Annotated in this window: 24 protein-coding genes and 4 tRNA genes; 23 read left to right on the forward strand and 5 right to left on the reverse strand. The window is 42.4% G+C overall.

Features of this window, described 5'->3' with window-relative positions; translation table 11 throughout:
- Positions 1 to 375 precede the first annotated feature (375 nt).
- The 3 genes from metK (at position 376) to AAFM34_RS15340 (ending at position 3,143) form a co-directional block, all read left to right on the forward strand.
- Positions 376 to 1,530, forward strand: a complete 1,155-nt coding sequence (metK, locus tag AAFM34_RS15330; RefSeq protein WP_160932396.1) for a methionine adenosyltransferase — start codon at positions 376 to 378, stop codon at positions 1,528 to 1,530.
- Between the two features lie 263 nt (positions 1,531 to 1,793).
- Complete coding sequence (locus tag AAFM34_RS15335) at positions 1,794 to 2,591, forward strand: DUF2189 domain-containing protein (RefSeq protein WP_341664282.1); 798 nt, start codon at positions 1,794 to 1,796, stop codon at positions 2,589 to 2,591.
- Positions 2,592 to 2,654: 63 nt separating this feature from the next.
- On the forward strand, positions 2,655 to 3,143 hold the full coding sequence (locus tag AAFM34_RS15340) for a SprT family zinc-dependent metalloprotease (protein WP_341664284.1): 489 nt from the start codon (positions 2,655 to 2,657) through the stop codon (positions 3,141 to 3,143).
- A 14-nt stretch (positions 3,144 to 3,157) separates the two neighbouring features.
- Here the strand turns inward: AAFM34_RS15340 and AAFM34_RS15345 are convergent, their stop codons facing one another.
- Positions 3,158 to 3,769: a LysE family translocator gene (locus AAFM34_RS15345; RefSeq protein WP_341664285.1), complete on the reverse strand. Its 612-nt coding sequence runs from the start codon at positions 3,767 to 3,769 to the stop codon at positions 3,158 to 3,160.
- A 309-nt stretch (positions 3,770 to 4,078) separates the two neighbouring features.
- Between AAFM34_RS15345 and rsmE the strand changes: the two genes are divergently transcribed.
- Genes rsmE through ruvX form a run of 4 tightly spaced genes read left to right on the forward strand, consistent with a single transcriptional unit; the run spans position 4,079 to position 6,831 of the window.
- Positions 4,079 to 4,810, forward strand: coding sequence for a 16S rRNA (uracil(1498)-N(3))-methyltransferase (gene rsmE / locus AAFM34_RS15350; RefSeq protein ID WP_239174719.1), 732 nt, complete (start codon positions 4,079 to 4,081; stop codon positions 4,808 to 4,810).
- A gap of 11 nt (positions 4,811 to 4,821) precedes the next feature.
- Positions 4,822 to 5,772 carry a glutathione synthase gene (gshB, locus tag AAFM34_RS15355; RefSeq protein ID WP_341664289.1) on the forward strand — a complete coding sequence of 317 codons (951 nt, stop codon included), beginning with the start codon at positions 4,822 to 4,824 and terminating at the stop codon, positions 5,770 to 5,772.
- A gap of 54 nt (positions 5,773 to 5,826) precedes the next feature.
- Positions 5,827 to 6,390, forward strand: coding sequence for a YqgE/AlgH family protein (locus AAFM34_RS15360; protein WP_114787441.1), 564 nt, complete (start codon positions 5,827 to 5,829; stop codon positions 6,388 to 6,390).
- 18 nt (positions 6,391 to 6,408) lie between these two features.
- Entirely contained in the window at positions 6,409 to 6,831 is a 423-nt protein-coding gene (ruvX, locus tag AAFM34_RS15365; RefSeq protein WP_152429493.1) for a Holliday junction resolvase RuvX, read from the forward strand.
- 18 nt (positions 6,832 to 6,849) lie between these two features.
- On the opposite strand, the gene AAFM34_RS15370 is transcribed toward ruvX, so the two are convergent.
- Entirely contained in the window at positions 6,850 to 7,956 is a 1,107-nt protein-coding gene (locus AAFM34_RS15370; RefSeq protein WP_341664292.1) for a PilT/PilU family type 4a pilus ATPase, read from the reverse strand.
- Positions 7,957 to 7,967: 11 nt separating this feature from the next.
- Positions 7,968 to 9,005: a type IV pilus twitching motility protein PilT gene (locus AAFM34_RS15375; RefSeq protein ID WP_341664294.1), complete on the reverse strand. Its 1,038-nt coding sequence runs from the start codon at positions 9,003 to 9,005 to the stop codon at positions 7,968 to 7,970.
- 24 nt (positions 9,006 to 9,029) lie between these two features.
- Here AAFM34_RS15375 and AAFM34_RS15380 point away from each other — a divergent pair, with 24 nt between their 5' ends.
- The 9 genes from AAFM34_RS15380 to AAFM34_RS15420 all read left to right on the forward strand — a co-directional run bounded on the left by AAFM34_RS15380 (position 9,030) and on the right by AAFM34_RS15420 (position 17,603).
- Positions 9,030 to 9,758, forward strand: coding sequence for a YggS family pyridoxal phosphate-dependent enzyme (locus tag AAFM34_RS15380; RefSeq protein ID WP_341664296.1), 729 nt, complete (start codon positions 9,030 to 9,032; stop codon positions 9,756 to 9,758).
- Positions 9,759 to 9,769: 11 nt separating this feature from the next.
- Positions 9,770 to 10,588 (forward strand): pyrroline-5-carboxylate reductase, encoded by an 819-nt coding sequence (gene proC, locus AAFM34_RS15385; RefSeq protein WP_341664298.1) that lies wholly within the window; start codon positions 9,770 to 9,772, stop codon positions 10,586 to 10,588.
- Between the two features lie 39 nt (positions 10,589 to 10,627).
- Complete coding sequence (locus tag AAFM34_RS15390; protein ID WP_341664300.1) at positions 10,628 to 11,185, forward strand: YggT family protein; 558 nt, start codon at positions 10,628 to 10,630, stop codon at positions 11,183 to 11,185.
- A 174-nt stretch (positions 11,186 to 11,359) separates the two neighbouring features.
- On the forward strand, positions 11,360 to 11,791 hold the full coding sequence (locus AAFM34_RS15395; RefSeq protein ID WP_341664302.1) for a DUF4426 domain-containing protein: 432 nt from the start codon (positions 11,360 to 11,362) through the stop codon (positions 11,789 to 11,791).
- A gap of 28 nt (positions 11,792 to 11,819) precedes the next feature.
- Positions 11,820 to 12,425, forward strand: coding sequence for an XTP/dITP diphosphatase (locus AAFM34_RS15400; RefSeq protein ID WP_341664304.1), 606 nt, complete (start codon positions 11,820 to 11,822; stop codon positions 12,423 to 12,425).
- An 11-nt stretch (positions 12,426 to 12,436) separates the two neighbouring features.
- Positions 12,437 to 13,615: a radical SAM family heme chaperone HemW gene (gene hemW, locus AAFM34_RS15405; RefSeq protein WP_341664306.1), complete on the forward strand. Its 1,179-nt coding sequence runs from the start codon at positions 12,437 to 12,439 to the stop codon at positions 13,613 to 13,615.
- 694 nt (positions 13,616 to 14,309) lie between these two features.
- A complete protein-coding gene (locus AAFM34_RS15410; protein WP_341664308.1) occupies positions 14,310 to 15,224 on the forward strand; it encodes a DUF1015 family protein in 915 nt (304 codons plus the stop codon).
- Positions 15,221 to 16,324 carry a PLP-dependent cysteine synthase family protein gene (locus AAFM34_RS15415; RefSeq protein ID WP_341664310.1) on the forward strand — a complete coding sequence of 368 codons (1,104 nt, stop codon included), beginning with the start codon at positions 15,221 to 15,223 and terminating at the stop codon, positions 16,322 to 16,324. Before AAFM34_RS15410 ends, AAFM34_RS15415 begins: the two co-directional genes overlap by 4 nt.
- A complete protein-coding gene (locus AAFM34_RS15420) occupies positions 16,311 to 17,603 on the forward strand; it encodes a hypothetical protein (RefSeq protein ID WP_341664312.1) in 1,293 nt (430 codons plus the stop codon). Before AAFM34_RS15415 ends, AAFM34_RS15420 begins: the two co-directional genes overlap by 14 nt.
- A 71-nt stretch (positions 17,604 to 17,674) precedes the next feature.
- Here AAFM34_RS15420 and glsB read toward each other — a convergent pair whose 3' ends face one another.
- Positions 17,675 to 18,595, reverse strand: coding sequence for a glutaminase B (glsB, locus tag AAFM34_RS15425; protein WP_341664314.1), 921 nt, complete (start codon positions 18,593 to 18,595; stop codon positions 17,675 to 17,677).
- 98 nt (positions 18,596 to 18,693) lie between these two features.
- Entirely contained in the window at positions 18,694 to 19,413 is a 720-nt protein-coding gene (gene trmB, locus AAFM34_RS15430; protein ID WP_341664316.1) for a tRNA (guanosine(46)-N7)-methyltransferase TrmB, read from the reverse strand.
- A gap of 181 nt (positions 19,414 to 19,594) precedes the next feature.
- Between trmB and mutY the strand changes: the two genes are divergently transcribed.
- From mutY to AAFM34_RS15465, 7 genes are all read left to right on the forward strand, one after another.
- Positions 19,595 to 20,650: an A/G-specific adenine glycosylase gene (mutY, locus tag AAFM34_RS15435; protein ID WP_341664318.1), complete on the forward strand. Its 1,056-nt coding sequence runs from the start codon at positions 19,595 to 19,597 to the stop codon at positions 20,648 to 20,650.
- Between the two features lie 19 nt (positions 20,651 to 20,669).
- Complete coding sequence (locus AAFM34_RS15440) at positions 20,670 to 20,942, forward strand: oxidative damage protection protein (RefSeq protein WP_114787454.1); 273 nt, start codon at positions 20,670 to 20,672, stop codon at positions 20,940 to 20,942.
- Between the two features lie 74 nt (positions 20,943 to 21,016).
- Positions 21,017 to 22,153, forward strand: a complete 1,137-nt coding sequence (gene mltC, locus AAFM34_RS15445; RefSeq protein WP_341664320.1) for a membrane-bound lytic murein transglycosylase MltC — start codon at positions 21,017 to 21,019, stop codon at positions 22,151 to 22,153.
- 103 nt (positions 22,154 to 22,256) lie between these two features.
- Positions 22,257 to 22,332, forward strand: a tRNA-Phe gene (locus AAFM34_RS15450).
- Between the two features lie 51 nt (positions 22,333 to 22,383).
- Positions 22,384 to 22,459 (forward strand) — tRNA-Thr (locus AAFM34_RS15455).
- Positions 22,460 to 22,466: 7 nt separating this feature from the next.
- Positions 22,467 to 22,542: transfer RNA gene (locus AAFM34_RS15460), tRNA-Phe, on the forward strand.
- A 37-nt stretch (positions 22,543 to 22,579) separates the two neighbouring features.
- Positions 22,580 to 22,655, forward strand: a tRNA-Asn gene (locus AAFM34_RS15465).
- Positions 22,656 to 23,040 lie beyond the last annotated feature (385 nt).

Raw genomic sequence — 23,040 nt, forward strand, 5'->3', positions numbered from 1 at the left:
CTTGTTGTACGCCGTCCATGCTAAGGGCACGAATAGCGTTAGCTAGGTGTTTGCGGGAAGACATGTTTGCTCCTGACTGCATAAAGCGAAAAACAGATTTGATGGTCTTTTATTCTCTCAAAGCACTCGGTCCTCTGCAAACGTTTTACTGACTAATACACATTCTCCAGTAACTTTGAAAAACTAATATAGCAATCAACAATATTTGGATAGTAAAAAGCAAACAATTGAATATGAAATAGTAAAAAAAGCTTGAAATTAGCACTCGCAAAACTAAAATAGACGTCTAGAAGTAGATACACCTACTATTAATGAACCTATTCTATTGCTAGTGAATGAGCGCATTCACTATCCCAAATTAAAAGCGGAGCTATCATGGCTAAACACCTGTTTACTTCTGAGTCGGTATCAGAAGGTCATCCAGATAAAATTGCAGACCAAATTTCTGATGCAGTACTTGATGCGATTATCGAACAAGATCCTAAAGCTCGCGTTGCTTGTGAAACCTATGTTAAAACTGGCATGGTGATGGTGGGTGGTGAAATCACAACCTCAGCATGGGTAGATATCGAAGAGCTAACTCGTCAAACCGTTCGTGAGATTGGCTACATCAACTCAGAAATGGGCTTTGATGCCGATTCTTGTGCCATTCTAAACACCATAGGTAAGCAATCGCCCGATATTAACCAAGGTGTTGATAAGAGCGATCCTAAAGAGCAAGGTGCTGGTGACCAAGGCATCATGTTTGGTTACGCAACCAATGAAACCGATGTGTTAATGCCAGCTCCAATCACCTACTCTCATCTACTGGTTCAAAAACAAGCTGAAGTACGTAAAAACGGCACCCTACCTTGGTTAAGACCTGACGCAAAATCTCAGGTTACTTTCCAGTATGATCAAGGCAAGATCGTAGGTATTGATGCAGTTGTACTTTCGACTCAACACAGTGAATCCATCTCTACACCTGATCTTCGTGAAGCGGTAATGGAAGAGATCATCAAACCTGTTCTTCCTTCTGAATGGTTAAACAAAGACACCAATTACTTCATCAACCCAACAGGCCGCTTTGTTATCGGTGGACCTATGGGTGACTGTGGCCTAACGGGTCGTAAAATCATTGTCGATACTTATGGTGGTGCGGCTCGACATGGTGGCGGTGCATTCTCAGGTAAAGATCCATCTAAAGTAGACCGCAGTGCCGCTTACGCAGCTCGTTATGTAGCAAAAAATATTGTTGCTGCTGGGCTGGCAGAACGCTGTGAAATTCAGCTTTCTTACGCCATAGGCGTCGCCGATCCAACGTCGATTATGGTGGAAACATTCGGTACAGAAAAAGTGTCTAAAGAAGTCATTGTCGAAGCCGTTCGTCAACACTTTGATTTACGCCCATATGGTCTTCAAGAGATGCTTAATCTTCTTCAACCAATTTATAAAAAGACTGCAGCCTACGGTCACTTTGGTCGTGAAGAATTCCCATGGGAAGCAACAGATAAAGCTGTGCTACTGCGTGAGTTTGCAGGCCTAAATTAATCTAATTTAAATTACCTATTAATAAAGGGCTTCTGGATATCCAGAAGCCCTTTGTCTTATGCCACAAAAAGCAATAAGCAAATTTGTAATTTTTTGTTAAGGGGTCAATAGTTAACAAAAGGTTAAGAAACGGATGGTGATTTCTTAACCTACAAGTTACAGATGCGCAGCTTAACCAGCGGTCGCAAAGCCGAGCATCGTGTTCCAACACGCCACTTTCAAAGAAAAGTGGCCTATGACTGAGAATCGATCAAGGAGGATATATGCCTCGTACGGTGAACCAACAAGAAGATATAGATCAAAAACAACAACCCGTGCCAGACAGTGAATATGCGCGCACAATCCCGTGTAACGAGCTCAATGTATCAGCGCCTTTTCATTGGCTATCACTCGGTTTACAAGATTTTATACGTGTTCCTCTGATTAGCGGGTTTTATGGTTTAGGTTTTATGGCCGCAGCAATAGGAATCGTATTACTTGTTCAGTGGCAAGGCACGCATCTGGTTGTGATGCCAAGTTTAATTGTGTACGGATTAATAGGTCCTTTCCTTGCTTTAGGGCTCTATGATGCAGCTTGGGAACTGGAAAAAGGTCACAAGCCAAAGCTGTTACACTCAATGAAAGCCATTGGACGTAACTCTTCGTCACAATGGGCGTTTGCTGTATTGCTCGCAGTATGTATGATTTTCTGGATGCGGATTGCTGCCCTTCTTCATGCTCTTTATCCCTCTGTTCAAGGTGCTCCTATTACCGATTTTCTGCCTTTTCTGGTAATAGGTTCACTTGTAGGGTTTGTCTTAGCGGCCATCGTATTTAGTATTTCAGCCTTTTCCATTCCACTGATGATGGAGCGCAGAGTCGATATGATGACAGCAGTGTTTACCAGCTTTAACGCTGTCAAAACGAACATCCCAGCCATGATTGTCTGGGCTGGCATTATTTGTGGTGGGATTTTAATTGGATTTGCCACTTACGGAATAGGTATGTTTTTCACTATACCCATTTTAGGTTACGGAACCTGGCATGCTTACCATGAGGCAATAAGGAAAAAGCACCATTAGTACTCTTGCTTGATTCGTTATACTATTCGCCCCATTACTGGGGCGAATTTATTGGGAGTAAGTGTGGATAAAGAACTTGGCTATCGCGCACAACAAATTATGGCAAAGTATGTAGTCATAGCTCAACAGCACTTTCAGCACTCCTTTGCCATGCCAACAATCAACTATCGACTCAAAGGCAAAACAGCGGGAAAAGCGTACTTACAGCTCAATGAAATCCGTTTAAATCCCATTCTTTTTATAGAGAATCAACAGGCCTTCTTACAAGAAGTGATTCCACATGAAGTTGCTCATCTTATTACCTATCAGGTATATGGCAAAGTCAAACCCCATGGAAAAGAGTGGCAGAGTATAATGACATCCGTATTTGGTATCAGCGCCAATACCACTCACGATTTTGCTCTAGATTCAGTGCAAGGTAAAATCTATCAATACCAATGCGGATGTCGGCTCCACCCACTCACCATACGTCGCCATAATAAAATTCAGCGCAATCAAAATTCGTATAGCTGCAAAATCTGCCAACAAACATTGATTTACATGGAGTCATAATTACTTACCGCTAGTTATCTACTCGATGACGCTAAGCCCATCGCAAAGCCGACAAAAATCCCACCGCTAACCTTGTTCATTCTAAGCTTATTTGTTTCCGTTGAAAGCTTATTCTTGGCCTTATGTGCAATAAAAGAGTAACCACTGTGAATCAAAACTACGAGACAACTGAATGTCACCGACATTAAAAGCAACTGAATGGTGTGATCTTTTGATGCATCTATAAACTGTGGAAACACCGACATAAAAAATACGATAGCTTTAGGGTTTGAAATAGACACCAAGAATCCTTCGCAAAAGCACCGAGAATAAGAATGATGACTAAAGCCAAGTGTAACTTCAGATAAAGGCTTTGCGCGCCACGTTTTCACACCTAAATATAATAAGTAAATCGCACCAAAAAACTTAATTAGGCTGAAAGCAAAAGCAGATTGAGTCAATATCACGCCCAAACTAGTCGCAGAGATAGCAGAAATAAAAAGAATAGCGGTCGCTATACCAAATATCCCACTTAGTGCTTTTTTACGACCTTTTTGTACCGAGTTATTGAGCGTAAGCATGACAGCTGGCCCAGGCAGAGATATAGTCGCTCCAGCCAGGCACACATAAAGAATATAACTTTCCATATATTTCTCATATCAGTTAGCAATAAATGCAACACCCGTAATCAGCATCACCTATTGCTTAAATCTACGTCTTATTTTTATGTAAAGTTATTGAAATTAATAGACTTGATATTTAAATATTTGAACTACCACTTAATCCATTGGTTTTGTCATGCTGTATTTGATGGCTAAAGGAAAGCTATGTTTTGGTATACTAGAGAATAAAACTATCCCTACGGCTCCTAATTTCAGCGCCCTCCCCCCTTGTTTTTTACCCCTAACGCATCCATGTTAGGAGTTAAATTACTTCTTTTCCGGATATTTACCCTGATGCGAATCCCACGAATTTACCACCCTCAAGCAATCACTCAGCTCGGAAACCTGAACCTAAGCGAAGATGCAGCAGGCCATGTGGGAAGAGTTCTGCGCATGAAAACCGAACAGCAAGTGATACTCTTTGATGGACTAGGTGCAGAGTATCCCGCTGTCATCACAGAAGTCACAAAAAAAGCCGTCCAAGTAGAGGTCACTGAGCGCATCGAGCGAAGCAGTGAATCTCCACTTAATCTTGATTTGGGGCAAGTGATATCGCGTGGTGATAAGATGGAATTCACCATCCAAAAGTCGGTTGAACTCGGCGTCAATACCATCACCCCACTAATATCGGAAAGATGCGGGGTAAAACTCGACCAAAAGCGCTTTGATAAAAAACTGTCTCAATGGCAGAAAGTTGCCATCAGTGCTTGTGAACAAAGTGGCAGAAATATCGTCCCTGAAATCCGCCCTGTCATGTCATTAGAGCAGTGGTGTACAGAAGAGTACGATGGTTTAAAACTCAATTTACACCCAAGGGCAAGGTATTCGATTAATACTCTACCGACACCCGTTGACAAAATACGTCTGCTTATTGGACCAGAAGGCGGGCTGTCGAGTGAAGAAATCGAAAAAACAAGACATTACCAGTTTGAGGAGATCCTGCTAGGCCCACGAGTGCTGCGCACGGAAACGGCTGCTTTAACTGCTATAACAGCCCTACAAGTTCGCTTTGGAGATCTTGGCTAATGGAGAAAACAATGATCAAATTAGGCATAGTGATGGATCCAATAGAGGCCATCAACATCAAGAAAGACTCAAGTTTTGCCATGATGTTAGAAGCTCAGCGTCGTGGTTACGAGATCCACTACATTGAAATGGCTGATCTTCATCTTGATCAAGGTGTGGCGATTGCAGATACCAAAGTCGTCTGTTTAAAAGAAGATCCAAATGATTGGTTTGAATTTAAATCTCAGCAAACCATTGAGCTAGGGAGTCTTGACGCAATATTGATGCGTAAAGATCCTCCGTTTGACACAGAATACATCTACGCAACCTACATTTTGGAACGTGCAGAGCAACAAGGTAGCTTAATCGTTAATAAGCCTCAAAGTCTCCGTGATTGTAATGAAAAACTATTTACTGCTTGGTTCCCTGAGCTGACACCGACAACAATTGTCACTCGTAAAGCGGAAAAAATTAAGCAATTTCGTCAACAGCATGGAGATGTGATCCTCAAGCCATTAGATGGCATGGGAGGTGCATCTATTTTTCGTGTCAAAGCTGAAGACCCAAATGTGTCTGTGATCATTGAAACCTTGACTAATCATGGCCAGAACTATGCTATGGCGCAAACTTTTGTGCCAGACATCAGCAACGGTGACAAACGGATTCTGATTGTCGACGGTGAAGTTATGCCATATTGCCTCGCTCGTATTCCGGCAAAAGGAGAAACTCGCGGCAACCTTGCCGCAGGCGGGACAGGGGAAGCAAGGCCTCTTACTGATACAGATAAACAGATAGCAGCAGCTGTAGCGCCTACACTTAAAGAGAAAGGTTTGATATTTGTAGGTCTGGACGTCATTGGGGATAAGCTGACTGAGATAAATGTAACCAGCCCAACCTGTATTCGTGAAATAGAGGCTGAGTTTGATATCTCAATAACGGGCAAGCTAATGGATGCAATAGAGCGTCGTATCGGCAAGCAGTAACTGCCCAAGGATCATAGGTGCATAAGGTGCACCCGAGTTTACGCTGGAGTAACTATGAATTTAACCAACCACTTTTTAGTTGCGATGCCAGGGATGAAAGATCCCTACTTCCAACGCAGTGTCATCTATGTGTGTGAGCACAATGATGACGGAGCTATGGGTTTAATGATTAATGCTCCTATCGACATCACAGTGGGTAAAATGCTCAAACAAGTTGATGTTGAGGCAGCACAGCCTCAGCTCAAAACAGGTAGTCTAGAAAAGCCCGTTCTCAATGGTGGGCCTGTATCTGGCGACCGAGGATTCATTCTCCACCAGCCAAAAGATCATTATGAATCCAGTATTCAAATGACTGACGCTATATCTGTCACTACATCGAAAGATATACTGGCAGTACTCGGCACAGAAGAAGAACCCACTGAATATATCGTAGCTTTGGGTTACTCAGGTTGGGAGCCCGGGCAACTGGAAGTCGAGCTTTCTGAAAACTCTTGGTTAACCATTGAAGCCGACCCTGATGTGATGTTTAACACCCCCATCAATGAACGCTGGCAAAAAGCCGTACAAATGCTCGGTATCGATGCCTCCCAACTATCCAGTGATATTGGTCACGCCTAACATTTTTTATTTATTATTATGTCTAAAACAATTATGGCTTTTGACTTCGGCACTAAAAGTATTGGTAGTGCCATAGGCCAAGAAGTCACTGGTACAGCCTCCCCTCTTAAGGCATTCAAAGCCAATGATGGTATTCCTAACTGGGATGACATCGAAAAGCAGATTAAAGAGTGGCAACCCAATTTATTAGTGGTCGGTTTACCAACAGACCTGCACGGTAAAGATCTTGAGAGTATTACTCAAAGAGCAAGAAAGTTTGCTAAAAGACTGCATGGACGATTTGGTTTGCCTGTGGAACTTCATGACGAACGCCTTTCAACCACAGAAGCCCGATCAGATCTCTTCAACAGAGGTGGCTACAAAGCCCTGAGTAAGGGCAATGTAGATTGCCAGTCTGCTGTTGTGATCCTTGAAAGTTGGTTTGAAGCTCAATATGGTTAGCTAGAATACTAAGCTCTGTTAATCCATATCGATTTTCACATCAGATAAAGCACCACCACCGAAACTATCCCCTCGGTTCGTTTTGAGCATGATGCGCAAATCATTCGCTGAATCAGCACTGTGAAGCGCATCATCTTCTGTGATCTTGTCATCAATGACCAATTGATACAGTGCCTGATCAAAGGTCTGCATGCCCGATTGTTGGGATTTAGCCATGGTCGCTTTAAGCTCATGAAGATCGCCGCGGCGGATCAGGTCCGAAACTCTTGGGCTATTGAGCAAGATTTCAAACACACCATGTCGACCATTGCCATTTTTATCACGCAGCAATTGCTGAGCGATCACCCCTCGTAAGTTCATCGACAAATCGAATAAAAACTGCTCTTTTTGCTCTTTAGGTACAAGGTGAAGAATACGTTCAAGCGCTTGATTGGCATTGTTTGCGTGTAACGTCGCCATACATAAATGACCCGTTTCAGCAAAACTCATCGCAAACTCCATCGTTTCTCGCGAGCGTATTTCACCGATCAAAATCATATCTGGCGCTTGACGCAGAGAGTTTTTTAAAGCGACTTCGTAACTGTCAGTATCGAGACCAACTTCACGTTGAGTGACAATACATTTATCGTGTTCATGTACAAATTCTATGGGGTCTTCGACGGTAAGGATATGCCCACTTCGATGATTGTTCCGATACCCCGTCATTGCTGCCATAGTGGTCGATTTACCTGAGCCTGTCGCGCCAACCACCAAGACTAGCCCACGTTTAGCAATCGACAAATCCTTCAAGGTTTCAGGGAGTTTCAATTGCTCAAAAGTCGGGATGCTCGTCTCGATACGTCGGATGACAGCCCCCGGTAACTCACGTTGAAAAAATGCCGAGATCCTAAAACGGCCAAAATCTTTCACCACGGCAAAATTGGCTTCTCGGCTTTGGGCGTATTCCTTTTGACGTTCCTCATCCATCATGTTGTGTAATAAAGCGAATACAGCTTGGGACGATAAGGTGTCACCATGTGGTTTCAACTCACCGTTCACGCGATAGAGAAGAGGCGCACCAACAGTGATATATAAATCCGATGCCTTTTCACTCAACATAGCCTGTAGGCAAGCATTGATATCCATTACATCCTCTCTTACATCATTCCAGATTCAGCTTCAATTTTCTTCGCCACTTCTTCAGCATCAACAAGCCCCTGAGCAATCAATTGCTTCGAATGTTGCTCCATCGTCTGCATACCATGCGCTGCACCGGTTTGAATCACAGATTGCATCTGAGCAACTTTGTCTTCACGGATCAAGTTTCGAATCGCGGGCGTCGCCATCATGATTTCATGGCAAGCCACCCGGCCTCCGCCCACTTTTTTTAGTAGCTTCTGAGCAATGACCGCTCTGAGTGACTCTGAAAGCATTGAGCGAACCATACTTTTATCACTACCGGGAAATACATCAATAATACGGTCAACGGTTTTCGCGGCTGAACTAGTGTGTAAGGTACCAAACACAAGATGTCCTGTTTCAGCTGCGGTCAGAGCAAGGCTTATTGTTTCTTGATCTCTAAGCTCACCAACCAAAATAACATCAGGATCCTCTCTCAAAGCACTGCGCAAAGCATTATTAAAGCTATGAGTATCTTTATGCACTTCACGCTGGTTCAACAAGCACTTGTTATTGGTATGTACAAATTCAATTGGATCTTCAATCGTCAAAATGTGTTTATTGTGATTACGATTAATATGATCAACCATGGCGGCAAGCGTGGTCGATTTACCCGAGCCCGTTGGTCCTGTGACAAGAATTAGCCCTTTTTCCATATTGGCAATATTTTCGAAAGTTGCCGGTGCTTCTAATTGCTCCAAAGTTGGGATAACGGTCGGTATAGTACGAAATACGGCTGCGCACCCTCGTGACTGATTGAATGCATTGACCCGAAAACGTCCAACATCTGGCAGTTCAAACGAAAAATCAACTTCTAAATGTTCTTCAAATTCGCTACGCTGGGAATCATTCATGATGTCGGAAACTAAGCGGTGAACCTCAGAATGGTTAAATGCAGGAACTCCTAGCTTTCTGACTTCACCATCAATGCGTACCATTGGAAATACACCAGCAGAAAGATGTAGATCTGACGCATTATGCTTTACACTAAAGTCCAGTAATTCAGCGATATCCATTTAAAATCCTTACTAAAGTTAGCTATGAGTAGTATTCAACAAAATATTGAACAAATCACCTCACAGATTACAGCGGCACAACAAAAGTGTGGACGCCCTATGGGCTCAGTGCAACTTCTGGCGGTAAGTAAGACTAAACCCAAACAAGCGATTCTCGAGGCAGCTCTCGCTAGCCAAATAGCCTTTGGTGAGAATTACGTTCAGGAAGGTGTTGATAAAGTTGCTTATTTTTCTGAGCACCATCCGGATTTAGCCTTAGAATGGCACTTCATTGGCCCGATACAATCCAATAAAACTCGTCTTGTCGCAGAAAGCTTTGCTTGGGTGCATACCATAGACAGAGCAAAAATAGCCCAACGACTCAACGATCAACGTCCACAAGGCATGCCGCCCCTACAAGTGCTTATCCAAGTCAATACCAGTAGTGAAGATTCAAAATCAGGAGCCAGTGAAGATCAAGAAATCTTTGCACTCGCAGAGTTGATTTCTTCGCTACCAAACCTCACTTTAAGAGGGTTGATGTCAATTCCTGCCAATGTTGCTAATTATGAGTCACAATTGACCGCATTTACCCAACTGGCGAGACTAAAAGAGGCTCTTGCCAAACGCTTTCCAAATCTGCCCATAGATACGCTATCTATGGGGATGAGTGGAGATATGGAAGCCGCTATTGAAGCAGGTAGCACTATGGTACGCATAGGGACAGCTATTTTTGGAGCTCGTGACTACAAAAATAAGCCCCTAACCAAATAGAAAGATTAACAATGGAACATAAAAACATCGCCTTTATTGGCGCCGGAAATATGGTAAAGGCCATTGTCTCTGGTTTAATTGCGGGAGGCTACCCAGCCTCTTGCATAACAGCGACAGCACCTTCAGAGACAAGACGTCAACCGCTAGAACAAGAGTTTTCAATTAACACCACCAGTGACAATATTGCCGCCGCAGAGCAAGCTGATGTCGTCGTCTTGTCGGTAAAGCCGCAAATGATGCAAGACGTGTGCTCTGCACTGCAATCTGTTGACTGGTCAAACAAACTTGTTATCTCAATTGCCGCTGGCATTAATTGTCAGCGTTTATGTGAAATGCTCGATCACGACTTAAACATTGTTCGTGTCATGCCAAATACGCCTTCACAGCTTGGTCTGGGCATGAGCGGCATGTTTGCACCAACGCGAGTCAGTGAATCGGATAAAGCCTTTGCTAACACTTTGATGAGTGCGGTAGGTAAAACTTGCTGGGTAAAAAAAGAGAGCAGTATCAACAATGTGATTGCGGCAGCCGGAAGTGCGCCTGCTTACTTCTTTTTGTTTTTAGAAGCAATGCAAGCTGAAGCCATGGCTCAAGGTTTCGATAAACTCACTGCGCGAGAACTGGTTCAGCAGTCTGCTTTAGGCGCCGCGCACATGGTCGTTGCCAACCCAGATACAGAGTTATCGACGCTACGAGAGCAAGTAACGTCAAAAGGTGGAACAACAGCAGAAGCATTGCGCACATTTAATCAACACCAACTTTCGGATATAGTGTCAAAAGCTATGCAGGCTGCAGTTGCACGTGCCGAAGAAATGGAACAACAGTTTTAATCTTCTGAGCCTTGAGCTCTATGAAATTAAGGGTAATCTATGAATTCAATGAGTTTTCTAATTTCCACCCTGTTTGATCTCTACATTATGGTAGTGATCTTACGTATTTGGTTGCAGGCTGCACGCGCAGATTTCTACAACCCGTTTTCACAGTTTATTGTTAAAGCGACTCAACCTGTGGTTGCACCACTTCGCCGAGTCATACCTTCGGTGGGTAGTATCGATCTTGCTACCGTGTTCTTTGCTTATGTACTGTGCATTATAAAGTTTGTGGCAATTATATTTATCGCCTCCGGTGGCTCAGTATCGTTTAGTGCCGATTTCTTCTACCTTGGACTGCTTTCTCTGATTAAAGCTGCGGGTGGATTATTATTCTGGGTACTTCTCATTCGAGCAATTTTAAGTTGGGTCAGTCAAGGTCGCAGCCCAATTGAGTATGTGTTCCATCAATTAACTGAACCCATGCTTGCGCCAATTAGACGTATCATCCCTGCTATGGGCGGATTTGATTTAAGCGTACTAGTCCTTTTTATTGGCCTGCAATTCGCCAATTTCTTAATGGGCGATCTTATCGGCTCAATTTGGTACCAACTGTAACCAACACATGGGCCAAACAATTAGGTAGAAAAGCCATCGCAAGATGGCTTTTTCTTTATTGACCTAGCGTGTTTGTAAAGCCGTATATTATGGATGAGAAGCCATCTTCATCAGTGTATCATTGGATAGAAGCGCCTCAACTATCGATATAAATTAGTTATTTAGGAAGAAGAAATGAAAACATGGATCACTCTAATACTCGCAAGTTTATTTGCTCTGCCAAGCTCTGCTGAACAGTTTAAAAACATCAAAGAAATTGAAGTTCATTACTCAGCGTTCAACTCAACTTTTCTTACTCCACAAGTCGCCAGTAGCTACCAACTTAAGCGTAATGGTTACTCCGCCGTTCTAAACATCAGTGTTCTAGATACTTACCAAGCAGGAAAACCTGCGATAACCGCCAAAGTTAAAGGACAGGCGAAAAATCTGATTGGTCAAATCAAACCTCTTGAATTTACCGAAGTGAAAGAAGGCAGTGCCATATACTATTTGGCAGAGTTTTCTATTTCTGACCAAGAGAATCTAACTTTCGATATTGACATCAATGCTGGTAATAAAGGCACTGGAAGGTTAAAGTTCTCCCAGAAATTTTATGTAGAAGAATAAGCATAAGGGCTACTTCCAAGGCAAAACCATGAATAAAAAGAAAATTGTTCTCGCCACTGGTAATCAAGGTAAAGTTCGGGAGATGGCTGACCTAATCGCAGATTTTGGGTTCGATGTGGTCGCTCAAAGCGAATTTGAGGTTTCAGAAGTTGCTGAAACGGGTACAACATTTATAGAAAACGCCATCATCAAAGCTCGACATGCCGCCAAAGAAACAGGGCTGCCCGCGATCGCTGATGATTCTGGATTAGAAGTCGACTTTCTCAATGGTGCACCTGGCGTTTACTCTGCTCGATATGCAGGTGAAGATGCTACAGATAGACATAATATCGATAAGTTACTTGCCGCTATGCAGGGTGTCCCTGAGAGCCAGAGAAGTGCTCGTTTTCACTGCGTTCTAGTGTTGATGCGCCATGAACTCGACCCAACACCCATTATTTGTCACGGCACATGGGAAGGCAAAATCCTTACTAAAGCTCATGGTCAAAATGGTTTTGGCTACGATCCTGTGTTCTTTGTTCCAGAAGAAAACTGCGCTTCAGCAGAACTTGAACCACAGCGCAAAAAACAGCTTTCACATCGTGGTAAAGCTCTACAAAAGCTCTTTAGTCAATTATCTGCGCAGCCTTTGTAGCCTTACCCGAAATGAGTCAATTAATACCTCCAGCATTAAGCCTTTATGTACACATTCCATGGTGTGTACAAAAGTGCCCCTACTGCGACTTTAACTCTCACGCACTAAAAGCGGATATCCCAGAACAAGATTATATTGCTGCACTGCTGCAAGATCTCGATACAGACATAGAACGTTATCAAATAAGCTCGAACCCGAGACAATTGCACTCTATTTTTATCGGTGGCGGCACCCCTAGCCTATTTTCGGCAAAGGGGATCGCCGAACTACTTCAAGGCATAGAAACAAGAATTCCATTTAAATCTAGTATTGAGATAACCATGGAAGCCAATCCGGGTACGATTGAAGCTGAGCGCTTTGTAGGGTACCAAAAAGCAGGCATCACGCGCATATCAGTTGGCGTGCAGAGTTTTGAGCAATCTAAACTCACCAAACTTGGTCGTATTCATGGTCAAGACGAAGCCGTAAATGCGGCCAAACTTGCTCATAACATAGGCTTACACAGCTTTAATCTCGACTTAATGCATGGTTTACCGGATCAATCCCTTGACCAAGCCTTAAACGACCTAGAAAAAGCGATTAAACTCTCACCACCTCATTTGTCTTGGTATCAATTGACGATTGAGCCCAACACACTATTTCATTATAAACGGCCAACCTTGCCTGACGACGATGCCTTGTGGGACATTTTCGAACAAGGGCACCAAAAGCTTACTGAGGCTGGCTACGTGCAGTATGAAATCTCTGGTTATAGTAAGCCGGATCATCAGTGCCAACATAACCTCAATTATTGGCGGTTTGGCGATTACTTAGGTATTGGTTGCGGGGCTCACGGTAAGCTTAGTTTTGCTGATGGTCGAATCATTCGCACGACTAAAATCAAGCATCCCAAGGGCTACCTCGCCGCCTACGATAATATGGTTAAACCCTACCTCTACAATGAGGAAGAAGTGGCACTAGACGATCGCCCATTTGAGTTTTTTATGAACCGCTTCCGCCTTCTCGAAGCTTGCCCTAAACAAGATTTTCTTAACACAACAGGTCTTAGCTTTGAAGTGATAAGAAAACCCATGGATTGGGCTATCAGTATGAACTACATCAGCGAAAGCGATACACACTGGCAAGTCACAGAAAAAGGCAAACTCTTCCTTAATGACTTGCTAGAGGCGTTTATGGTGGATGGTGAGTAATTCGTTGCAAAGTACAATACCATTTGACTTACTTATGCTAGGCCAAGACTCATTGTACTTTTCACTACCCCTCAAATAGCAATAGTTGACCACTTTATCTTTAACTACCTTCATTTTTTATATTTAAATCACAAAATGGTTTTATTTTCCATAAATTACTTTTACTTAGGAACTTTATATTAAAAAGATAATCATAACTATATAAGCCATACTATTCATTTACGAAAAAGTTAATTATCTATAATTTTCGTTGTTATTGCTAAGATATTTCTAGCTAAAAGAGTGGGTTTTAGATGTGTAGAATATCAAGAAAAATATTTATTATGATATTTATTACTATGATATCTCTTTCCTCTGTAACTGCCAAAAACCTTATTGATAATTTAGACATATCACACCATGCACATCTTGAATTTTCCAGTGCCGATTTTGAAACTAGCAATACGGGAAGCAGCCATGACGATGAACAATGTAGCCTCCATCATTGTCACTCCAATCAACACTTAACCACAAACTCTTTTTTAATTTCAGATAATTCTAAGTCGATACTATTTGTATTAAACAATTTGATATCTTACACATCACCACTTTATTCTTTTTTAAGACCACCAATTTCCTTTTAACTCAATAAATAAAATTTAATTTATACATATACGATTTTTCGTAGGCATAATTACAGTTAAAGGAAATATTCATGTTAGATTTAAACTCATACTTCATATATAGAATTGATGGAAAATGGAATAATAATCATCATCAAGTTACAGGAATACTATATCATCACGACTATAATTCAGAGTTTACCAAACCCATTATTCCTCATGAACAAACTAATCCCACCAGAGTAAAAGCGCTAGAAAGCTTATCGCTAAGCAATTACCCACCTAGCTTTTGGATTACTGACAGCAATGACTTCCCACTCGGTATGATTAACCAATGGTTTGATCAAGCAGACAACAAGTTTGTTATCCCTACCAATGATGGAATGCTACATACCATATCTAAACTAGAAAAATGTTATCAAAATGATTCGATAAAAAAAGCCTTAGAAAAGTTGCCAAGCTTTTTAATTGCAGATGGTCATCATCGTTATGAAGCGGTTAAAAAAAATCATACTCATGCAAGCCTTCCTGTATTTTTAATTTCAGCATCTCAAGCCTCTTTTGAGTTTAACGAAATATACTGTCAACTAAGAAGCAAGTCAGATATTGATAATGCGATTAACAATACAGTTAAAAGCTGGCTAACTCCTTGCAGATTAGATGATGCTGACTTTCATATTTACTTCAATGAAAAACAATGGGGGTACAAACATAAAGAAACATACAAAAAAAACATTAATGACTTCACTTTGATCTATGAAAAATTACAAAAAGTCAGTGAAGTATCATCGATAAAAACATCTCCAGAAGCTCCTAAAGGACTTAAAGATTGTCTTTTAATCAAAGTTATACATTCTGAGGTCTCTGATGTTATTGGCCAAGGGTTATTGGGAAGAAAAATGCCAATCAAGTCGACCTGCTTTAGGCACAAACCTGATGAAAAAATTCTACACCACATTACCTCTGCCTATTCACATAACCTGGTATCAGAAGGAGCTTCACTATGAATATGACAACAACAATCTCAAAAGAAAAATATACTCATCAGCTTGTGGCTAACTCTATATCAGAGGCCGTTGGCAACGTTCCTTTTATAAAATTAAATAGAGTTCATACATTGTGTCAAAGTAATGACTTCTACATAAAAATGGACTCGTGCAACCCTACAGGGAGTATTAAAGATAAAAATGCCGCTTTTCTTATCGATCAAGCCGAGAAAAAGGGTCTTTTAAAACAAGGCGGTACCATTATCGAATCCAGCTCCGGAAACTTCGGGATGTCACTGGCAAGTATTGGCGCTTCTAAAGGCTATCACGTCATCATAGTCATTGATGCTAAAACACCTCCCCCCGTCATCAAGATGCTAAATGCCTATGGTGCAAAACTTGAAGAGGTGCCACTAAGCTTGGCAGATAGCGCAGGTTCGATGCAAAAAGCACGTATGGCTCATGCGAAAAAGCTAGCTGACAAAATACCAAACTCATTTTACCCATGTCAGCACCTTAATCCTGATAACCCTCTTGCGCACTACTATTACACTGCATTTGAGATTGCCAGTGCTTTCCCCGACCTACCCGATGCAATAGTCATTGGCATTAGCACAGCAGGACAATTATCAGGTGTCGCTCGATATTTTCGAAGGCATAGCCCAAGGACCAAAATCATCGCAGTGGATGTCGCTGGCTCTGGGATCTTCGGTAAGCCGCGCCATCCTTATAAAATGACAGGACTTGGCCTGTCTTTTGTGCCTCCAGCATTTAACTCTAGTGACATTGACTACGCCTACAATGTTACCGATAACATGGCATTTTCGATGTGTCATCAAATGGGCAAAAAAGAAGGCTTATTACTGGGAGCTTCGACGGGTGCAATAATTAGTGCAGGGCTTGCTTATGCTATGCAGCAAAACGTGAAGCAAAATAAAATTGTGCTGATCAATCCAGACAGAGCCGACCGCTACTTAGATACTGTCTACAACCCCGACTGGCTAGCCCACTCAAAAGTCTCTTTATACAACGACCGACAACTGGATACCCATATTAAACAGTTAGAGCCAGTATATGAGTCACGTATCCATGGGGAGGGGTTAATTGATGCAATCTCGTAATCGTCGTTATTTTAGAGAGTTAGTACCCATGTCCTTAAGTGATATGGTGATGGCCCTTGGCGATCCCATTATCATTTTTGTCTTGGCCACTTTACCAAATAGCACATTAAACCTTGCTGCTTTTGCGTTAGGAAAAGCCATTGCGGTGTTTTTTGAAAGCCCCATTATCTCTGTTTTACCTGTGTCTAACATGATGTCAGGCTCAAAGAAAAGCAGCGAAGTGTTATTTCGTTTCGTGATAGCACTCGGGGCAATACTAACGCTTAGTATGTCTATAGTCGGATTGTTACCCGAAAGTAGTGAGCTAATTTCAGTGCAATCTGAAGTTTGGCAGCAAGCATCCTTGATGGTGCTATTGCTCTGCCCTTGGCCGCTAATGATAGCAATAAGACGTTATTGGCAAGGTCAAATTATACATGCAGGACACTCGAAAGACATTGCCAAGGGCGCGGTTTTAAGATGTTTGGTGTTAATCACTATCGCCTTTTCCCTATCAATAGCAACTAATTCAGGGGTACTTATCACTTCAGGAGCATTATTAAGTGGCGTACTCGCTGAGCTTGTTTATGTCCGTTACCGGCTCAGTCAAATCCATGTCAATGACACGCAAACACAGCACGCACTGCCAGCGAATATGGTGTCTATGGGGCGCTATTACTGGCCATTAGCACAATCAATGATTTTATTGTGGGGGGCTAGGCTCATGCTGCCCATTTTGATTGCATTCATCGGCGAGTTACAACTCGCGGCATGGGCAGCAGCATGGGTGCTAGTGATAAGTGTGAGTAATGGTGTACGTATGTTACAGCAAGTTGTTATTCGTCATCTGCAAAACACTTCAGGTAAGGCTTATGAAATAGAGAGAACGCACTTGCGCAATTTTGCTTTACTGGTCGGTATTGGGTTTAGTCTAATTCTTGGCGTGATTGTCTACACACCGCTAAGCAGTCCATTACTCTCAATCTATGTCAGTGGCGATAGCTTGCTTACTAATACTATGCGTCCTGTGCTTTCAGTACTGTTTGTTTTGCCACTACTTATGGCCATTCAGCATTACTTTATGGGGTTGCTCATGTTAAAAAATGCTACTCAAGCAATAGGTAAGGCTGCATTAGCTGCCAATCTGTATATGGTGGCCGGAGTCGCCCTAGTGGTATGGGTTAACTTACCCTTATATATGGTTGCGGTGCAAATACTCCTAGCTATGATGCTTGAAATAGCCTTACTTGGAAGCGCGATAAAAGCTCGCAACTTGGAGGCAATACAGCCTAAAGCCTAGCTATACCACTAAATACAAACATCCCGCATTATCGCGGGATGTTTGATTTCATTTAGTCGCGACGTTGAACACTAAAAGATCGAACGTCCAATACGCTCTGACAAAAGCTCTAATACCCTTGTACCGGCTAAAGAGTTTCCTGAGGGGTCAAGCTCTGGAGACCAAACTGCAATGGTCATTTCTCCAGGCACTATGGCAATAATACCCCCACCAACACCAGATTTACCTGGCATTCCTACCCGATAAGCAAACTCACCAGCACCATCATATAAACCACAGGTTGCCAATAATGCGTTCAATTGTTTTGTTTGAGTTGGGGTCACGACAGGTTTACCAGTCTGAACAGACGTCCCTTTATTAGCTAGATAACTAAAGGTCTTTGCCAAATCAACACAGCTCATTTTCAATGCACATGCATGAAAGTAGTTATTCAATACGGGAATAACATCATTGTCGAAATTGCCAAATGAGCGCATCAAATAGGCAATCGCAGCGTTACGATCGCTGTGCATCATTTCTGATGCCGCAACGACTTTGTCGTAGCAAATATGAGTGTCACCAGACAATTGGCGAACAAATTCAAGCAGCCTTTGACGAGGTGCTGACAAGCGGCTTTGCAACATATCCGCGACAACAATCGCCCCTGCATTAATAAAAGGGTTTCGCGGAATGCCTTGTTCCATTTCGAGCTGAATAAGGGAGTTGAATGCCTGTCCTGAAGGCTCTTTACCTACTCGGGCCCAGATTTCTTCTGGCGTATAGATATCCATGGCTAAGGTTAGACTTAACGCTTTTGAAATGGATTGGATGGAAAAGGCTTCATCTGCATCACCAGCTTTAATCACCTTTCCTTGATTGGTAAAAACAGCGATCGCCAGTTTTTTCGCAGGAACGTTTGCTAAAGCAGGAATATAATCAGCCACTTTCCCTTGTCCGATCAATGGCCGAACTTCTTGTAAAATATCGGCTAATATCTCTTTTGTTGGTTTCATTGCTTACCTATTTTGTAAAGGCTTATTATTTTTCTTGTAGGGTAAAAAAAGCCAACACTTGATGCTGGCTTCCTCATTCACATTAATATGCGGGCGACTTAGCTAACACGTCTAAATTTAATATCCCAAACACCATGTCCAAGGCGATGACCACGAGCTTCAAACTTGGTCAAAGGACGATCTTCAGGGCGAGGAACAAAGTCACCATCCTGAGCGATATTCTCATATCCTGGCGCTTGATTCATCACTTCAATCATATGCTGGGCATAGTTTTCCCAATCTGTTGCCATATGAAAGACGCCTTCTCCGATGGTCAATTTCTGACGGACCATCTCAGCAAAGTCTAGTTGAACAATACGACGCTTGTGATGGCGTTTCTTATGCCAAGGGTCTGGGAAGAACAACTGCAAAGTCGAAAGGCTGCTATCTGGGATCATATTCGCAAATACTTCCACCGCATCATGACACATAACTCTAAGATTTGTCAGACCAGCGTCACGAGCATCGGAAAGGCAGGCACCAACACCTGGACTATGAACCTCAATGCCCAAAAAGTTCTTCTCTGGTGCATTTTTTGCCATTTCAACCAAAGACGCACCCATGCCAAAACCAATTTCAAGCACGACTGGGTTATCGTTACCAAACACTTCTTTCCAATTAAGAAGCTCTGGCTGATAGTCGATCCCCATCGTCGGCCAACATTCATTCATTGCGTTTTCTTGACCTTTGGTTAACCGACCTTCACGGCGCACAAAACTGCGTACTTTCCGTATCAGCTTACCGTCTTGATTGTATTCGTTAGTGGTCACTTCACTCATGATTTTGCCTGTTTAAAAATTGCTCTCGACTTTAGGGGATTGTGATTATCCAAAGAATCAGCACTGGTGCAAGTTTTTTAATGTATTTGGCATAGAATAAACCCTTACTCTTTATCGGTTGAACTTTACCCATATTCTGTGATGCAATTTTACCTAACTACACAATAATATTGAGCAAGTCGTGACCCCTTTTGCCAGCGCCATTCTGACATGGTATGAAAGCTATGGAAGAAAAAACCTTCCATGGCAACAAAATAAAACTGCTTATAGCGTATGGTTATCCGAAATTATGCTTCAGCAAACACAGGTAACTACAGTAATTCCCTACTATCAACGTTTTTTAGAGCGATTCCCAACCGTCTTAGATCTGGCCAATGCGAATCAAGATGAGGTCCTGCACCTTTGGACAGGCTTAGGTTACTATGCAAGAGCAAGAAACTTACACAAAGCCGCTCAAATGGTCGCTAATCAGTATCAAGGCGAGTTTCCGCTGAACATTGATGAAATGAATGCATTGCCTGGCATTGGCCGTTCGACAGCTGCTGCCATTCTCTCCTCTGTATACAAACAGCCTCATGCAATTTTAGATGGAAATGTGAAACGCACTTTGGCACGCAGCTTTGCAGTCGAAGGCTGGCCCGGTCAAAAAAAGGTTGAAAACCAATTGTGGCAGCATGCACAAACACACACACCGCAAAAAGACACGGATAAATACAATCAGGCGATGATGGATATGGGGGCTATGGTGTGTACGCGAAGCAAACCCAAATGCACCCTTTGCCCAGTTTCCTCATTTTGTGTTGCACACAAGCAAGGTAATCCTCTTGATTATCCGGGTAAAAAGCCTAAAAAAGACAAGCCCATCAAAGCAACTTGGTTTGTAATCATTCACTATCAAGGCCATGTCTGGCTTGAACAACGCCCACAATCTGGAATATGGGGAGGGTTATTCTGTTTTCCAGAAAGCCCTAACCAAGAGCTCGATAACACTCTAGATCAGCGCCAGATTAAAGAAAGCACGGTTGAATACCGACAGCATTTGATCGCTTTTCGCCATACCTTTAGTCACTACCATCTCGATATCACGCCCATTTTGGTGGACCTATCAAAGCAACCTGATATCGTTATGGAAGGAAACAAAGGTCTTTGGTATAACTTATCACAACCGGAAGAGGTAGGTTTAGCCGCGCCAGTGAAACAACTATTGGATAGCTTACCTGCAGAACTTCACAACTAAACCACCCGAAGGAGCCACTATGAGCCGCACCGTATTTTGTGCTCGACTACAAAAAGACGCTGAAGGACTAGATTTTCAGCTATACCCAGGAGAACTTGGTAAACGGATTTTTGATAACATTTCCAAGCAAGCTTGGGCTGAGTGGCAACACAAACAAACCATGCTTATCAACGAGAAAAAGCTCAACATGATGGATGCTGAGCACAGAAAACTGATAGAAACGGAAATGGTCAACTTCTTGTTTGAAGGCAAAGATGTTCATATTGAAGGCTATACTCCACCAAGTGAGTAAGCTGTAAACCTTAGAATTAAACATAGCGAAATGACATCAAAACTCACACTTGATGTCATTTTTTTAGGATATATATGAATAAGTTAGCTTATTTTTTGTTAGCCATAGTTCTTACTGGGTGCAGCCGTGAATTTATTGAGAGCATCTATGACGTAAACTATGAACCGACGAATCGCTTTGCAAAGCACCTAGCTGAATTACCGGGGCAATTTCAAAAAGATACCGCAGCGCTGGATGCATTGATCGACAGTTTTTCCGGTAATATCGAAAAACGTTGGGGTCGAAAAGAAATTAAATTTGCTGGCAAAAGTAACTACGTAAAATATATAGACAACTATCTCAGCCGCTCTGAAGTTAACTTCAACAAAGGCACGATTATCATAGAGACAGTTTCGCCAACGGACCCTAAAGGCCACCTCAAAAACGCCATTATCACTACCTTACTCACTCCAGACGATCCCGCGAATGTCGACTTATTCTCCTCTAAAAACATCAAACTAGAGGGAGAGCCGTTTTTATACAAACAGGTTGTCGATCAGGATAATAAACCCATTCAATGGTCATGGCGCGCTAACCGTTTTGCCGATTATTTGATTGCCAATAAGCTCAAAATAAAAGATGTCGACTTTAAAAAAGCATACTACGTTGAAATACCCATGGTTGAAGAGCAGGTCGAAATTCGCAGCTATAAGTATGCTGATATTGTCCAGCGAGCATCGCGCCGCTATGGTATTCCTGAGGATTTGATTTACGCCATTATTAAAACCGAAAGCAGCTTTAATCCGTATGCTGTCAGCTGGGCCAATGCTTATGGACTAATGCAAGTAGTGCCTAAAACAGCAGGACGTGATGTGTTCAAATTAGTCAAGAAGACATCAGGCCAACCTTCCCCTGAATACCTATTTAATCCGGAAAATAACATTGATACAGGTACCGCCTACTTCTACATATTGAAAAACCGCTACCTTAAAGATGTACAACACCCAACCTCGTTAGAATACAGCATGATTTCAGCTTATAACGGTGGCACGGGAGGAGTATTAAACACATTTAATCGCGGAGATAGAAAACGGGCGATGCGTGATCTTAATTCGCTGCAACCCAATCAAGTTTATTGGGCGTTAACTAAAAAACACCCCAACGCGGAAGCGCGTCGTTACCTTGAAAAAGTTACAAAATTTAAAAAGGATTTTAACGCGGGCAAATCATAACGACACAAAGTGTCTAAATTATCGGCATTCAACTCGTTTTTTACATTTTTTTCTAAAAACAAGTTGACGACACGAGTGAAAATCCGTTTAATAGCGCTCCGTTGCCCGGATAGCTCAGTCGGTAGAGCAGAGGATTGAAAATCCTCGTGTCGGTGGTTCGATTCCGCCTCCGGGCACCACAATTTATTTATTGTTGGTGTTTATTCACAAGCAATAACAAAATAAAGTGTGCCGACTTAGCTCAGTAGGTAGAGCAACTGACTTGTAATCAGTAGGTCACCAGTTCGATTCCGGTAGTCGGCACCATTTATTTGCCTCGATAGCTCAGTCGGTAGAGCAGAGGATTGAAAATCCTCGTGTCGGTGGTTCGATTCCGCCTCGAGGCACCATTATTTGGTGCTTTACCTGATAGGTAACACAAATAATTCCCCCTTAGTTCAGTTGGTAGAACGGCGGACTGTTAATCCGTATGTCGCAGGTTCGAGTCCCGCAGGGGGAGCCACTTTTAAAAAGCCTCATCAAATGATGAGGCTTTTTTGCATCTAAAGCATTAATACTTAATACCTTAAACACATGGATTGTCAAATGAACCAGCTTTGGCAATAGTTTCTATCACAAGCCAGAGAAGTCTGAGTTCAATACAGGCTATATCGCGATATTACTCCAACATTTTCTATGCTTTGAAAGTCAACTTTTAATACAGGCTATACACTTTTCCCACTAAATGAGTAAAAACAGCCCACTAAGTATAGAAAAACAGCAAACAATATTTTTTTTGCAATTTAATATTGACCTTAAAGACGAAAAACCGTTTAATACAACTCGTTGCCCGGATAGCTCAGTCGGTAGAGCAGAGGATTGAAAATCCTCGTGTCGGTGGTTCGATT

The sequence above is a fragment of the Vibrio sp. genome, from assembly GCF_038138445.1.
In the GTDB taxonomy this organism is placed as follows: domain Bacteria; phylum Pseudomonadota; class Gammaproteobacteria; order Enterobacterales; family Vibrionaceae; genus Vibrio.